General features: G+C 72.1%; 13 protein-coding genes. 8 read left to right on the forward strand and 5 right to left on the reverse strand.

What is annotated here, in order from left to right:
- The first annotated feature begins 31 nt into the window (after window positions 1-31).
- The 5 genes from ACZ5VQ_RS13835 (at window position 32) to ACZ5VQ_RS13855 (ending at window position 4637) form a co-directional block, all read left to right on the forward strand.
- On the forward strand, window positions 32-1261 hold the full coding sequence (locus ACZ5VQ_RS13835) for an NAD(P)/FAD-dependent oxidoreductase (RefSeq protein ID WP_469105064.1): 1230 nt from the start codon (window positions 32-34) through the stop codon (window positions 1259-1261).
- Window positions 1262-1463: 202 nt separating this feature from the next.
- Entirely contained in the window at window positions 1464-1835 is a 372-nt protein-coding gene (locus ACZ5VQ_RS13840; protein ID WP_143637890.1) for a helix-turn-helix domain-containing protein, read from the forward strand.
- 77 nt (window positions 1836-1912) lie between these two features.
- Window positions 1913-2563, forward strand: a complete 651-nt coding sequence (thiE, locus tag ACZ5VQ_RS13845; protein ID WP_469105065.1) for a thiamine phosphate synthase — start codon at window positions 1913-1915, stop codon at window positions 2561-2563.
- A 118-nt stretch (window positions 2564-2681) separates the two neighbouring features.
- Window positions 2682-3605: a methylenetetrahydrofolate reductase [NAD(P)H] gene (metF, locus tag ACZ5VQ_RS13850; protein ID WP_469105066.1), complete on the forward strand. Its 924-nt coding sequence runs from the start codon at window positions 2682-2684 to the stop codon at window positions 3603-3605.
- A 57-nt stretch (window positions 3606-3662) separates the two neighbouring features.
- Window positions 3663-4637 carry an SCO2102 family sporulation regulator gene (locus ACZ5VQ_RS13855; RefSeq protein WP_469105067.1) on the forward strand — a complete coding sequence of 325 codons (975 nt, stop codon included), beginning with the start codon at window positions 3663-3665 and terminating at the stop codon, window positions 4635-4637.
- Window positions 4638-4713: 76 nt separating this feature from the next.
- On the opposite strand, the gene ACZ5VQ_RS13860 is transcribed toward ACZ5VQ_RS13855, so the two are convergent.
- The 5 genes from ACZ5VQ_RS13860 to ACZ5VQ_RS13880 form a co-directional block, all read right to left on the reverse strand.
- The gene (locus ACZ5VQ_RS13860; protein ID WP_469105068.1) at window positions 4714-6225 is read right to left on the reverse strand and encodes a phytoene desaturase family protein; all 1512 of its coding nucleotides are present in this window, start codon (window positions 6223-6225) and stop codon (window positions 4714-4716) included.
- 121 nt (window positions 6226-6346) lie between these two features.
- Window positions 6347-6961: a DUF4126 domain-containing protein gene (locus ACZ5VQ_RS13865; protein WP_362087574.1), complete on the reverse strand. Its 615-nt coding sequence runs from the start codon at window positions 6959-6961 to the stop codon at window positions 6347-6349.
- A 359-nt stretch (window positions 6962-7320) separates the two neighbouring features.
- Complete coding sequence (locus ACZ5VQ_RS13870) at window positions 7321-7962, reverse strand: TetR/AcrR family transcriptional regulator (RefSeq protein WP_469105069.1); 642 nt, start codon at window positions 7960-7962, stop codon at window positions 7321-7323.
- Between the two features lie 11 nt (window positions 7963-7973).
- Window positions 7974-10058, reverse strand: coding sequence for a YhgE/Pip family protein (locus ACZ5VQ_RS13875; RefSeq protein WP_469105070.1), 2085 nt, complete (start codon window positions 10056-10058; stop codon window positions 7974-7976).
- Window positions 10030-10884: an ATP-binding cassette domain-containing protein gene (locus ACZ5VQ_RS13880; protein ID WP_469105071.1), complete on the reverse strand. Its 855-nt coding sequence runs from the start codon at window positions 10882-10884 to the stop codon at window positions 10030-10032. The genes ACZ5VQ_RS13875 and ACZ5VQ_RS13880 overlap by 29 nt, the downstream gene beginning before the upstream one ends.
- 168 nt (window positions 10885-11052) lie before the next feature.
- Between ACZ5VQ_RS13880 and ACZ5VQ_RS13885 the strand changes: the two genes are divergently transcribed.
- The 3 genes from ACZ5VQ_RS13885 (at window position 11053) to ACZ5VQ_RS13895 (ending at window position 13577) form a co-directional block, all read left to right on the forward strand.
- Window positions 11053-11613, forward strand: coding sequence for an SAV_6107 family HEPN domain-containing protein (locus ACZ5VQ_RS13885; RefSeq protein ID WP_362087563.1), 561 nt, complete (start codon window positions 11053-11055; stop codon window positions 11611-11613).
- A 445-nt stretch (window positions 11614-12058) separates the two neighbouring features.
- Complete coding sequence (locus tag ACZ5VQ_RS13890; RefSeq protein ID WP_469105072.1) at window positions 12059-12886, forward strand: class I SAM-dependent methyltransferase; 828 nt, start codon at window positions 12059-12061, stop codon at window positions 12884-12886.
- A gap of 289 nt (window positions 12887-13175) precedes the next feature.
- Window positions 13176-13577, forward strand: coding sequence for a DUF3040 domain-containing protein (locus ACZ5VQ_RS13895; RefSeq protein WP_189840297.1), 402 nt, complete (start codon window positions 13176-13178; stop codon window positions 13575-13577).
- The last annotated feature ends 105 nt before the right edge of the window (window positions 13578-13682 follow it).

Below are 13682 nucleotides of genomic sequence, written 5' to 3' on the forward strand. Positions count from 1 at the left end.
CGACGATTTCACCAGTGTCTATGGTGATCGTGTGAGTGAGCAGACGCAGGGACGGAGCCCGGCGGCGCGACGGAGCGCCGTGATCGTCGGGGCGGGCATGGCCGGCGTACAGACCGCCGTCGCCCTGCGGGAACGGGGCTTCACCGGAAGTGTGACCCTGATCGGCGCGGAGCCCCACCAGCCGTACGACCGGCCCCCGCTGTCCAAGGCCGTACTGCTCGGCAAGGCCGAGGGCTCCGCCTTCGACGTCGACTTCGAAGCGCTCGACGTCGAACTCCGGCTGGGGCTCGAAGTGACCGGCGTGCACCCCTCGCGGCACGAACTCGACACGGTCGACGGCCCGGTTCCGTACGACGTCCTCGTCATCGCCACCGGCGCCGAGCCGATCCAACTGCCGGGCGCCCAGGGCGTACCCGGCGTCCATCTGCTGCGCACGCTCGACGACGCCGAGCGGCTGCGGCCCGTCCTCGCCCGGCAGCACGACATCGTGGTGGTGGGCGCGGGCTGGATCGGCGCGGAGTTCGCCACGGCGGCGCGCGAGGCGGGCTGCGCGGTGACCGTCGTGGAGGCCGCCGACCGGCCGCTCGCCGGTGTGCTGCCCGAGGAGGTGGCCGCTCCGATGGCCGCCTGGTACGCGGACAGCGGGGCGGTGTTGCGCACCCACGCGCGCGTGGAGCGCGTCGAGCACGGCGAGGTGGTGCTCGACGACGGCTCGCGGCTGCCCGCGGGCGCCGTCGTCGTGGGCATCGGGGCGCGGCCCGCCACGGCCTGGCTGGCCGATTCGGGGATCGAGCTCGGCGCCCGTCGCGAGATCGTCGCGGACGACCACCTGCGCACCTCCGCCCCGGACGTGTACGCGGTCGGCGACTGCGCCTCGTTCCCGTCCGGCCGGTACGGCGAGCGCCTGCTGGTCCACCACTGGGACAACGCCCTCCAGGGCCCGCGCACGGTCGCCGCGAACATCGTCGGCGAGACGCCCGCCGCGTACGACCCCGTGCCGTACTTCTGGTCCGAGCAGTTCGGCCGCTTCGTCCAGTACGCGGGCCATCACGCTTCCGCCGACGCCCTGGTGTGGCGCGGTGACCCGGCCGGACCGTCCTGGTCGGTGTGCTGGCTCCGCGAGGGCCGCCTGGTCGCGGTCCTGGCGGTGGGACGGCCACGGGACCTGGCACAGGGCAAGCGGCTGATCGAGGCGGGCACACCGATGGACTCCGGGCTCCTGTCCGACTCCGCGTTGCCGCTCAAGGGTGCGACCGCGTGAGCGCTCCGCCGTGGCCCTGCGCCGGGCCGCCCGGTTGGAGGGCCGTCCGATGGCTGCGGGCCGTCCGTGGCTGGTCGCGCAGTTCCCCGCCCCCTTGACGGGGCCGCGGCCCAGGCGTGAGGGGGGCCGTGGGGCTGCGGGCGTGACACGGTCGCACCGGCCTGGGTACCGACTGTCAGTCCGAGATGGCAGGCTTGTGTCCGTGACCGAGATTGACGCAAAGATCGATGCTCTCGTCCCCGCCTGGCTCACCCTCCCCGACATCGCCGAACAGCTCGGCGTCGAGGTGACCCGCGTCCGGCAGCTGGTCAAGGAAGGCCAGCTCATCGCCGTACGCCGTGGTGAGAACCGCGCGCTGCACGTCCCCGCCGCTTTCATCGACGGGGCCGAACAGAAGGTCGTCAAGGGCCTGACCGGCACCCTGACGCTCCTGCGGGACGACGGCTTCACCGACGAAGAGATGCTCGAGTGGCTCTTCACCCCCGACGAGAGCCTGCCCGGTACGCCCGCGCAGGCTCTGAGCGAGAATCGTGGCACGGAGGTGAAGCGTCGCGCCCAGGCGCTCGCCGTCTGACCTGATCAGGCCGCCCGGCGTACGGGCCGCGATCCTCACGGCCCGTACGCCACCGACACGACACGGGGGACCCACGCATGCCCGAATCCACCGCACGCGCCCGGCTCGCCGACGCCCGGGTGTACCTCTGCACGGACGCCCGCAAGCGCCAGGGCGACCTCGCCGACTTCCTGGACGCGGTCCTGGCGAACGGCGTGGACATCGTGCAGCTGCGGGACAAGGGCATGGAGGCGGCCGAGGAGCTGGAGCACCTCGCCGTCCTCGCGGACGCCTGCCGTCGGCACGGCACACTGCTCGCGGTGAACGACCGGGCGGACGTCGCCCACGCCATCGGCGCCGACGTGCTGCACCTGGGCCAGGGTGACCTTCCGGTACCGGCGGCCAGGGCGATCCTCGGCGACGACGTCCTGATCGGCCGCTCCACGCACGCCGATTCGGAGGCGGCGGCCGCCGCCGTCCAGGAGGGCGTGGACTACTTCTGCACCGGCCCCTGCTGGCCGACCCCCACCAAACCCGGCCGCCACGCGCCGGGCCTCGAACTGGTCCGGTACACGGCCGCGCTGGCCACGGACCGCCCCTGGTTCGCCATTGGCGGCATCGACCTCGGCAACCTCGACGAGGTGCTCGAAGCGGGCGCCCGCCGCGTCGTCGTCGTACGAGCCATCACCGAGGCCGACGATCCGGGCGCGGCCGCGGCGGAGTTCGCGAAGCGCCTGCGTCAAGCGTAGGTGTCCCGAGGTGTGAGCCCGGGGCCGCGGTTGTCCGAGTGGTGGACAACAAATCGACAAATCGGGCAAATTTCCGGATCCGGTTGGGGGACCGTCGCCCCCTGACTAACCTGCGGGTATGGCCCTCGGATCTGCTTCCACCAGGACGGACCGCGCACGCACGGTGCGTGACATGCTCGCGACCGGCAAGGCGACGTACTCGTTCGAGTTCTCCGCGCCGAAGACCCCGAAGGGCGAGCGGAACCTGTGGAACGCGCTGCGCCGGGTCGAGGCCGTGGCCCCCGACTTCGTGTCGGTGACGTACGGCGCGGGCGGTTCGACCCGGGCGGGCACGGTCAAGGAGACCCAGCAGATCGTCGCCGACACGACCCTGACCCCGGTCGCCCACCTCACCGCGGTCAACCACTCCATCGCCGAGCTGCGCAACATCATCGGCCAGTTCGCGGACGCCGGGATCCGCAACATGCTCGCCGTGCGCGGCGACCCGCCCGGCGACCCGATGGCCGACTGGGTGGCACACCCCCAGGGCCTGACGTACGCGGCCGAACTCGTCCGGCTCATCAAGGAGTCCGGCGACTTCTGCGTGGGCGTCGCGGCCTTCCCGGAGATGCACCCGCGCTCGACCGACTGGGACCGTGACGTCGCGCACTTCGTCGACAAGTGCCGGGCCGGCGCGGACTACGCGATCACGCAGATGTTCTTCCAGCCGGAGTCGTATCTGCGGCTGCGTGACCGGGTCGACTCGGCGGGCTGCGCGACCCCGGTCATCCCCGAGGTCATGCCGGTGACCAGCGTGAAGATGCTGGAACGGTTGCCCAAGCTCAGCAACGCCTCGTTCCCTGACGCCCTTAAAGAGCGGATCCTCACAGCCAAAGACGATCCGGCGGCTGTACGCTCCATTGGCATTGAGTTCGCCACGGAGTTCTGCGCGAGGCTGCTGGCCGAGGGAGTCCCCGGACTGCATTTCATTACGCTGAACAACTCCACCGCGACGCTGGAAATCTACGAGAACCTGGGCCTGCATCACCCACAGCAGGCCTAGACCGGTCGCATCGTCGTACGACACACTGCGTAGCGGTCACCTGGGAGAGGGGCGTACATGGGCTGGACGGTCCTCTACATCGCATTCGGCATCGTCGCGCTGTGGCTGCTCGGCGAGGTGCTGCTGCAGTACAAGGCGCGGCTGCGCTGGCGGCTGCTCGCCTTCGCCGGTTTCCTCGGGGTGGTCCTCGGTGTCCTGATTCCGAACGTGGTGGTCATCGGCCTGGGCGCCGCGGCCTTCGCCGTCGGACAGACGTACGTCACGCTGTCGTTCCGCAGTGGATTCGCCTCCGGCTGGGCCGTCAACGGCCTCGGCGGCGGACGCACGGGCTCCAGCAAGCGCCGCCGCGGCGAGGAGCGCAAGGACCCGACGCTGGAGGTCTCCGACCTCCACGCCGCGGAGACCACGACGTTCCCCAGCCAGGACTTCGGCCAGGACGACCCCTACGGACGCGACGACTCCGTCTTCGGACAGCGCCCCGAGACCCCCGCCGAGTCGACCTCCGTCTACGAACCGCAGCCGCTGCCCGACGACACGGGGCAGTACGGCGTCTACAGCGACACCGCGTACGCCGCCGCAACCGACCCGGCGTACGCGGCAGCCGCGCAGGCCCAGGGACAGCAGGGCCAGGACCCGCTCGGCCAGAACTACGGGTACGACGGCTACTCCGGCTACGACCAGCAGCAGTACGGCTACGACACCGGGCAGCAACAGCAGTACGCCGCCTACTCCGACCCGTACATCGGCACGCAGTCCTATGACGCCGCGTCGTACGGCCAGCCCTACGACGCCTCGCAGCAGCAGTACACGCAGCAGGGCTACACCCAGGACCCGTACGCCACCAACGGCGGTTACGGCGGGGAGACCCCGGCCGGCGGTGTCTGGGTGCCGCAGCAGCGCAACACCGAGGACCCGTACGGCGGCGAACTCCCGCCGGAGCAGGCGTATCCGTACGACGGCAACGGGAACAACGGGACCAATGGCGGCAACGGACAGCAGGGCGGCGGGTACGACGAGCAGTACCGGTTCTGAGTCGGTACCGGTTCTCTGAGTGGGCCTGTGCCGACCGGGGCTCAACGCGCCCCGGTCGTCGCCCTGTCACTGTCACTTACTGCGAGCCCCGGAAGTCCGGCCCCTCCACGACGAGTCCGGCGACCAGAGCGCCGGACATGCCCGCGTGCGGCAGCCCGCCGCCGGGGTGCGCCCAGCCGCCGACCGTGAACAGGCCCGGTACGCGGGTGCTGTTGGCAGGCCGCAGGAGTGCGCCGCCCACACCGGCCAGCGCGGGAGCGGGCACAGCGCCGCCCCCGGCACCGGTCTCACGCTCGGTGTCCACGGGAGTGCGGACCTCGCGCCACAGCACGCGCTCGCGCAGGCCCGGTACGGCCCGCTCGGCGGCCGCGACCATGCGGTCGACGAAGGCGTCGGCGGCACCCTCGGCGGTCCAGTCGTGGTGTGCCAGGGACGGCACCGTCGCCGTGAGCACCACGGACTCGTGGTCGTCGTCCGGACACAGCAGCGCGTCGTCGGGCCGGTCCACCCACACGGTGGGCCGCTCCGCCGGTTTCCCGGCCCCGAAGACGTTCCGCTCGTCGGCAGGGTCCGTGGTGTGAACCACCGTGCGGTGTACGGCGCCGGGCTCGCGCGCGCCGCTCAGGGCGAGGCAGACGACGACCTTGCCGCAGGTCAGGGACGCGGGGTTCGACTCGGGCGCGTCACCCTCGTACAGGCTGTCGCGACCCGTCAGGGCCTCCAGCAGCTGCGGCGGGCCGCCCACGACGAAGTCCGCCTCGGTGACGGTCCCGTCGCGCAGCTCCACGCCCGCCGCGCGGCCGTCCTTCTCCGTGACCGAGACGACCTCGGCGTCGAAAACGAACTCCACCCGGCGGGCCACACACCGCTCGTACACGGCGCGCGCCAACTCCCGGATTCCGCCGCGCAGATACCAGGCGCCGAAGGCGTGCTCCATGTACGGCAGGACCGCCGCGCTCGCCGGGGCGGTGTGCGGGTCGAGGCCGTACGCGAGCGCGTGGCTCTCCAGGAGGGCGGCGAGGCGGGGGTCGGCCAGCTCCCACGCGCCGACCTCCGCGAGGGTCCGGGCCGTGCGGTTACGCAGCAGCCGGCGCTGCCGCAGCGCGGGGTAGGGCTCGCGCTCGGCCAGCACCTGCCAGTTGGGCCACAGCGGCTCCTCCAGGAGCGGGCGGCGCGTCCGGTCCCAGGCCTCGCGGGCCCGGACCAGGAAGTCGCCCCAGCGCTCGCCCGCGCCCGACCCGAGGGCCTCGTCCAGGGCCGAGACGACCCCCGCGCGGGAGGCGTTGGGCAGCGAGACGTCCGTGCCGTCGGCGAAGACGTGCCGTGCCGCGGGATCGACCTGGACCAGATCGACGCAGGCCTCCAGGGGCTCCTTGCCCGTCTTGACGAACAGGTCGCGGTAGACCGCGGGCAGTTGGAGCAGCCCCGGGCCGGTGTCGAAGGCGAAGCCGTCACGCTCGAAGCGGCCCACCGCCCCGCCGTACGTCGCCGCGCGCTCGTACACCACCACCCGGTGGCCCGCGACGGCCAGCCGGGCGGCGGCCGCCATCGCGCCCATGCCTGCGCCGATCACCGCAATTCGTGCCATGCCAGGGACTTTATCGGCCGCCACCGACAGTCGGTCTCCGGGCCTGTGCGGCAGGGGTACGCCGCCCGGGCGGCCAGGTCGCCGGGAGCTGGTCCGGGCCGCCAGGTCGGCCGCCGGTCCGTCAGCCCGGTCGGCGCCCCACCCGTTCCGCGAGCCGTTTCTCCTCGCGGCGCTGGGCCCTGCGGCGCAGGAACCGTCTGATCCGCGAGACCAGGAAGTAGAGCACCACCAGACCGGCCACCAGCAGGACGCCCGCGATGATCGCCGCGGCCTGCGGGTTGAACATCGCGAAGGTGATGATCCCGGCGACCCCGAGATCCTCGGCGGTGCTCAGCACGAAGTTGCTGAACGGCTCGGGCGAGGTGTTGACCGCCATCCGCGTTCCGGCCTTGACGACGTGGCTGGCCAGCGCCGACGAGCCGCCGATCGCCCCCGCCGCCAGCTCGGACAGCGAACCGCTCTGCCCGGCCAGCAGCGCCGCGACGACGGCCCCGGACACCGGGCGGATCACGGTGTGGACGCTGTCCCACACCGAGTCCACGTACGGGATCTTGTCGGCGACGGCCTCGCAGGCGAACAGGACGCCCGCCGCGATGAGGACCTCGGGGCGCTGCAGGGACTCGGGCACCTCGTCGGTCAGCCCGGTCGCGCCGAAGACGCCGAGGAGCAGCACCACCGCGTACGCGTTGACGCCGCTGGCCCAGCCGCTGGTGAAGACCAGGGGGAGTACGGACACGGAGGCGATCGTAACCAGTCGGCAACGGCGAGTCCTGGGCATGAGTGCGTACGGCCGAGTATCCGTACCTAGGGAGTGAGTTGAGTACGCGCGCGGATGGGTGCCGACCTGCGTGAACGAGAGAGTAGAGGCACGGAAAGGGGCGCGGCTCCGGTACCGCCGACACGGGGCGGCGGAACGGTGCAGCGCCCTTGTCCGCTCCTTCCGCCGAGAAACTCGGCGGGAGCGAGGCACGGGGGGACCCGGGGGAGACCGGAACGGGGGAACCAACGGGGGAGTACGGGGAAACACGGGGGAGCACAAAAGGGGCGCCGGTCCGGCGTGGCCCGCGGGGGACGCGGCCACTTCGGACCGGCGCTTCACCTGTGTCCGAGCCCGTCCCCGCTGACCCTTCCCTGGAGCAGCCGGGACAGCGCCGAGTGGACGTCGTCCAGTGAGCGCTCCGGCTGGAACGCCTGCCAGTCCAGAGCCGCCACGAGCACCATGCCGACCAGCGCCGACGCCGTCAGCGGCGTGTCGATCTCGTCGCTCAGCTCGCCGTTCGCGATTCCGTCGCGCAGGACGTTCTCGACGACCGCGACGGCTTCCTGACGGACCACCATCAGGGTGGACTGCCAGGCCCGGTTGGTGCGCCACAGCTCCGCCACGTACAGCTGTGTGAAGGCCGGGTAGCGGTCGATGAAGACGAGTCCCGCGCGGATCATCGCGTCCAGCGCGTCGACCTTGCTGCCGCCGTCCCGTGCGGTCTTCTCCGCCGCCTCCCGGAGGGAGGCGGTGAGGAGTCCCACTCCGTGCCGGAGGAGCTCTTCGAAGAGGACGGACTTGCTCGCGAAGTTGTAGTAGACGGTGCCCTTGGCCACGCCGGCGCGCTCGGCGATCTCGTCGACCGTCGTGGCCGAGAAACCCTGTTCCGCGATGAGGGTCACCGCCGCCTCGTAGAGCTTCTGCCGGGTCGCCTGTCTCCGGCCGCCGCCGCTGTCCACCGTCCTGCTGCTTTCCATGGCCCCGATTGTCACAGGCTCAGCTCCGGGTGCAGCCGGTCGAGGGTCCATACCTGCCGTCGCCGCGCCGACACGGCGGTGAGCGCGAGGGCGCCGACGGTGAACGCGGCGAGGACGGCGCAGGCCTGCCAGACCGGGCCGAGGCCGCCGCCCGTGATGAGCCTCCTGAGGGCGTCGACCACGTAACTCATCGGCATGAAGGGGTGGATCGCGTTGAAGAACCCCGGACTGGTCTGCACGGGATACGTGCCACCGGCCGACGTCAGCTGCAGCATCAGGAAGGCGAGGACGAGGATCCGGCCGGCCGCTCCGAAGCGGGCGTTGAGCCACTGCACGATCGCCGCGAAGCAGGCCGTCACCAGGAACAGGAAGCCCACCGTCCCGGCCGTCCGCGCCATTTCCAGGCCGATTCCCCAGTGGAGCACGGACATCAGCGCCACCGTCTGGAGTGCCCCCAGGGCGGCCACCGGCAGCCAGCCCGCCAGCGCGATGCGCCAGGCGGAGGAGCCCGCCGCGAGCGCACGCCGGTTGAGCGGCGGAATCAGCATGTAGGCCACCATCGCGCCCACCCACAAGGAGAGCGGAATGAAGTACGGGGCGAAACCGGTGCCGTAGTTGGGCGCCTTGTGCAGGTCCTTCGAGGCGAGCTGTACGGGGTCGGCCATGACCTCGGTGCGCCGGTCGCGGTCGCTCTTGTCGTAGTCGGGGATCCGGCCGGCGCCGTCGTGCAGTCCGCCGGCGAGCTCGCCCGAGCCGTCGACGAGCTTGTACATGCCCCCTTCGAGGTCGCCCGCTCCCGTACTGAGCTCGCCGACACCGGTGTCCAGGTCGGCCGCGCCGGACTTGGCCGTGCCGAGCCCCGTGTGCAGTGTCTTCGCCCCCTTGGCGACCTTTCCGGCCCCCTTGTTGAGCGCGTTGACCTTGGAGACGGTCGTGGCGAGGTCCTCGGAGAGGTGCGGCGAGCGGTCGGCCAGCGCCTGGGCCTGCTTCTCCAGGGCGGCCAGATGCTTGTCGAGCGTGTCCAGGTCGCCATCCTGGCCGGCCACCAGCGTGTTGACGTCGTCGGCGACCTTCGCCACGTCCGCGGCGGCCTCCTTCGCCTTCTTCAGCTCGGGGCAGGCGGCATCGGGCAGTGGCAGGGTCTCGCAGCGCGCCTTGTAGACGTCGTTCAGCGTGTCGGAGGCCGCGCGGGCGTCCTCGGCGGCTTTCGGGGCCGTCCTCACGAGCGTGTCGAGGTTGCGGCGGATGGCCGCGGCGGAGTCCGCGACGAGCTGAGCCGTGTCGCCGATCTCCTTCTCGTTGCCCTTCAGGAAGGGCCCCACCTTGTCCGCGACGCCGTTGACCCTGTCCGCGAGCGTCTGCGTCCCCTCCGATACCTGCCGCGAACCGTCCTCAAGATCGCCCGCGCCCTTGTCGAGCTTCTTCAGGCCGGCGGAGAGTTTGCCGCTGCCCGCCTCCGCGTCCTTGAGTCCGTCCGCGAGGTCCTTCGAGCCCTTCTTGGCCTTCCCGATCCCTCCCTTGAGGGTGTCGGCCCCCTTCGCGGCCTTCTCGGTCTCCCCGTGGATGTCGGAGAACGAGACGAAGATCTTGTCGAGGAACGACCGCGACGCCTTGGTCGAGGCGGCCGTCCGCACCTCCGCGAAGACCGTCCGCGAGATCTGCCCGACGATGTAGTTGTTCGCGTCGTTCGTACGCACCTGGAGGGCGCCCGTCTCCGGCGAGTCGCCCGAACTGGACGCGATCCGCCTACTGAAGTCGGACGGCATGGTCAACGACAGGTAGTACGTGCCGCTCTCGACCCCTTCGCGGGCCTCGGCGGCGCTCACCTCGTGCCACTCGAAGGTCTTGCTCCCGCGCAGCCCCTTGGTGATCTCGTCGCCCATCACGATCTTCTTGTCGGCCGCCGTCGCCCCCTTGTCGTCGTTCACGAGCGCCACGGGGATGCGGTCGAGACGGCCGTACGGGTCCCAGAACGACCACAGGTAGAGGGCGCCGTACAGCAGGGGCAGCAGCAGGAGCGCGACCAGGGCCGCGCGCGGGAGCCTTCCCCTGCCGAAGCGCCTGAGCTCAAGCGCGGCCAGCTTCGGCGAGCGCATCCGCGGTCTCCTTGTCTTCCGGGTCTTCCGGGTCTTCCGGGTTTTCCGAGGCGCCCTGGTCCTTCTGGGCTTTCTGGTCCTTCGGGGTCTTCCGGCCTTCTTCGCGGGCCGGTCCGTCGGCGAGCCCCGTGGACACCACGAGCGCGTCCTCGGGCGCCTCGCTGCACACCGCCACGACCGTGGTCCCGGCCTCGGTCAGGGAGCGCAACAGCGCCCAGACCTCGGCCCGTTCGGCCCCCGAGAGCTTCAGGTCGGTGTCGTCGATGCCCAGCAGCCGGGGGCGGCCGATCAGGGCGAGCGCCACGGACAGCCGCAGCGCTTCGAGGCGTTCCAGGTCCCGCACCGCGGTCCGGGACCCCTTGGGCAGGGACTCCCGGTCGAGCCCGGCGGCGGCCAGTGCACTGTCGACACGCAGCCGCGCCTCCGTCACCCGCTCCGAGCGCGGCCGCAGCAGCCCGCGTACGGAACCGCCGAACCGCCGCTGGAGCAGGGCCCGTTCACGAAGGTGCTCGGCGACGGACAGGGCGGGCTCCAGGTCGGTGACACCGGGCACATGGGCCAGCGCGCTGAACCGGCGGACGGCCGCCATCTGCTTCGGCAACTCCGACTGCCCGACCCGCGCGTGACCCTCGGTGGGCTTCATCCGCCCGGTGAGCGCGAGCAGCAGACACGTGCGCCCCGAGCCCGACGGCCCCTCGATCGCGATCAGCGAGCCGGGCTCCGCGTCGACGCCGACACCGCGGAACGCCCACCCGCGGGGCCCCCTGAGCCCGAAGTCCTCGGCCCTTACGCCGAGTCCGTGCGGACCGTCCACAACTTCCCCCACCCTCCGAGTCCTTGAGCCGACCGGTTTTTGAACTGACTGGTCAGTGCAAAAGCTATACCGAACCTGTGATCGAGGCAAAAGCCCAGGTCAGAACGGATTGTCAGTGGCATACCTCACGATGGACACATACGGCCACAGAGCCGTCACACAGACGACAGGAGGTTCGTCATGGCCACCTACCACGCAGCCGCCGCCCGTCGGCGACGCGCCACCGGCCCTGCCCCCTCACTGACCGGCCCGGCGAGCGATGTGCACCCCGTGCTCCGCCGGGCCACGGCCCCGCCCGCCGCCCTCGACCTGCTCGCCCAGGCCCGCGCCGGACTCGACGAGGCGGCCCTGCTGGAAACGCCGAACGAGCGGTATGCCACGGCCCATCTCGCCGCCCTGCGCACCGCCGCCGCCGTGCTCGCCGCCCGCGGGCGCCCGGAGCCCAGCGCGAGGCGCCGCGCCAAGATCCGGAGCGCCTGGGAAGTGCTCCCCGAGATAGCGCCCGAACTCGCCGAGTGGAGCGCGCTGTTCGCCGCCGGTGCCCGCCGCCGCGCCCGCGCGGAGGCAGGCATCCAGGGCGCGGCGACCACCCGCGACGCCGACGACCTGCTGCGTGACGTGGCGATGTTCCTCCGCCTCGTCGAGCGCATGCTGGTGCTCCAGCCGGTCCTGCCGCAGCCACGGCAGGAGCCCGAGCAGGAGTCCGACCAGGGGGCACCGGACGTGCCGGACGCGGGATGAACGGCGTCCGGGATCGCGGTCGAGGTGTCGCCATGAGCCGCCGGAGACCGTGCCGGTGGGCCTGGTGTGGGCCTGTGTGGGCTTGTACGGGCCCGTGCGGGCCCTGCGGCCGGTCGGAGGTGCCCGGGGGTCCCGGGCCTGCATCGGGGCGCCGGAGGCCGCCCAGGTCGTCCGGCGCGGCTCTGGTCCGGCGCGGCGCGGCTGCCCGCATGGCGCTCGCTGCCGGGCAGGTCGGTGCCGGGCAGGTCCGCCGGTTCGTCCGGCAGGGCGGGCCGCAGGTGGGCGACGTCCGGCGCGCGAGACGGAGGGCCGGCGACGGGGCACGAGGCAATAGGGTTGGGACGCCTGCATCTCCCCGGCGCCGAACAGGGCGGGGGAGGTATCCCCATCGCCCCATCGCTCCGCCGTACGCAAGGGCGGCGGCCGTGCCGAGGAGTCAACTGCCGTGTCGGACCCGATGCGCCCGCCCGTCTCCCACCACCGCCCTCAGCCGACGTCGCTGCGCTCCGACCCCTCCCGCCCCCGCGCTTCTCTCCGTACGGCCGTGGTCTGGGACGTTCTGAAGGATGCCCTCGACCGCCGGGTCAAGGCCGCGGGCCGGGAGTCGCTGGACGTCCTCGACACCGGAGGCGGCAGCGGCAACTTCGCGGTGCCCGTCGCCCGCCTCGGCCACCGCGTCACGGTCGTGGACCCCAGCCCGAACGCGCTGTTCGCGCTGGAGCGCCGGGCGGCCGAGGCCGGCGTCGCCGACCGCGTCCAGGGCGTCCAGGGCGACGCCCACGGCCTCTTCGACGTCGTCGAGCGCGGCGGCTACGACGCGGTGCTCTGCCACGGCGTTCTGGAGTACGTGGACGACCCCGCCGAGGGTCTCCGCAACGCGGTCGGGGCCCTGCGACCCGACGGCGTGCTCAGCCTGCTCGCCGCCGGCCTCGGCGGCGCGGTGCTCGCGCGTGCCCTCGCCGGCCACTTCACGGAGGCCCGGCACGCCCTCGGTGACCCGGACGGCCGCTGGGGCGAGGGTGATCCCGTACCGCGGCGCTTCACCGCCGACCAGCTCACCGGTCTGGTCGAGGGCGCGGGCCTGCGCGTCGGTGCCGTGCACGGCGTACGGGTCTTCGCGGACCTGGTGCCCGGCGTCCTCGTGGACACCGAACCGGGGGCCCTGGACGCCCTGCTCAAGCTGGAGGCCGCGGCGGCCGAACTCGCCGCCTTCCACTCCGTGGCGACCCAGCTCCATGTGCTCGGTGAGACTCGCGAGTCCACCGAGACCTGAGCCGTCTCCCGTGAGGGAGCTGTGGAGGCGCGCCGCTGATCAGGGGCGCGACGGCAGATGGAGTACGCCACAGGCCCCCCGATCGGGCGCTCGGAGCCGTATGATCGAGGGAGACCGTCCGGCATGACGGGCCGGTCGCTGGGGAATCTACGCCTCAGTGGATCGGAACGCCATGGCGGGTTCCGGTTGGCGAATTGGCGCAGAGGGGCGGGTTTCACGGGGGCGATTCCCTGCCTATCCTGAAGGGGACCCCCGGTCGCCCCGGCGACTGCACGATGAGGAGGACGCCGTGCCGCTCTCGGAGCACGAGCAGCGAATGCTCGAGCAGATGGAGCGAGCGCTGTACGCCGAAGATCCCAAGTTCGCGACAGCGCTTGAGGGAAGCGGGCTGCGTACGTACACCCGGCGACGGGTCTACCAGGCGGTCGCCGGCTTCCTCGTAGGTATCGCGCTCCTCATGGCCGGAATGGTCGCACAGCAGATCTGGGTCAGCGTGGTGGGTTTTCTCGTCATGCTGGGCTGCGCGGTGCTCGCCGTCACCGGTTGGCGCAAGGCCCCCAAGCCGGGCGAACAGCCCGCCGCGGGTGCGCCGGGCGCTCCGCAGGCCCGTCGTCAGGGCCGGCAGCGGCGCTCCATGATGGATCGCATCGAACAGCGCTGGCAGAAGCGCCGTGACGAAGGCGGCCAGTAGCCTCCGGGCCAGGGCCGACAGACGCACACACGTAAGGGGTGACCACCTTGGGGTGGCCGCCCCTTCGGCGTGCCCGGCCGCGGCCTGGCACGCCCGGGGCTCGAC

It is taken from the genome of Streptomyces sp. NPDC033178 (assembly GCF_055577685.1).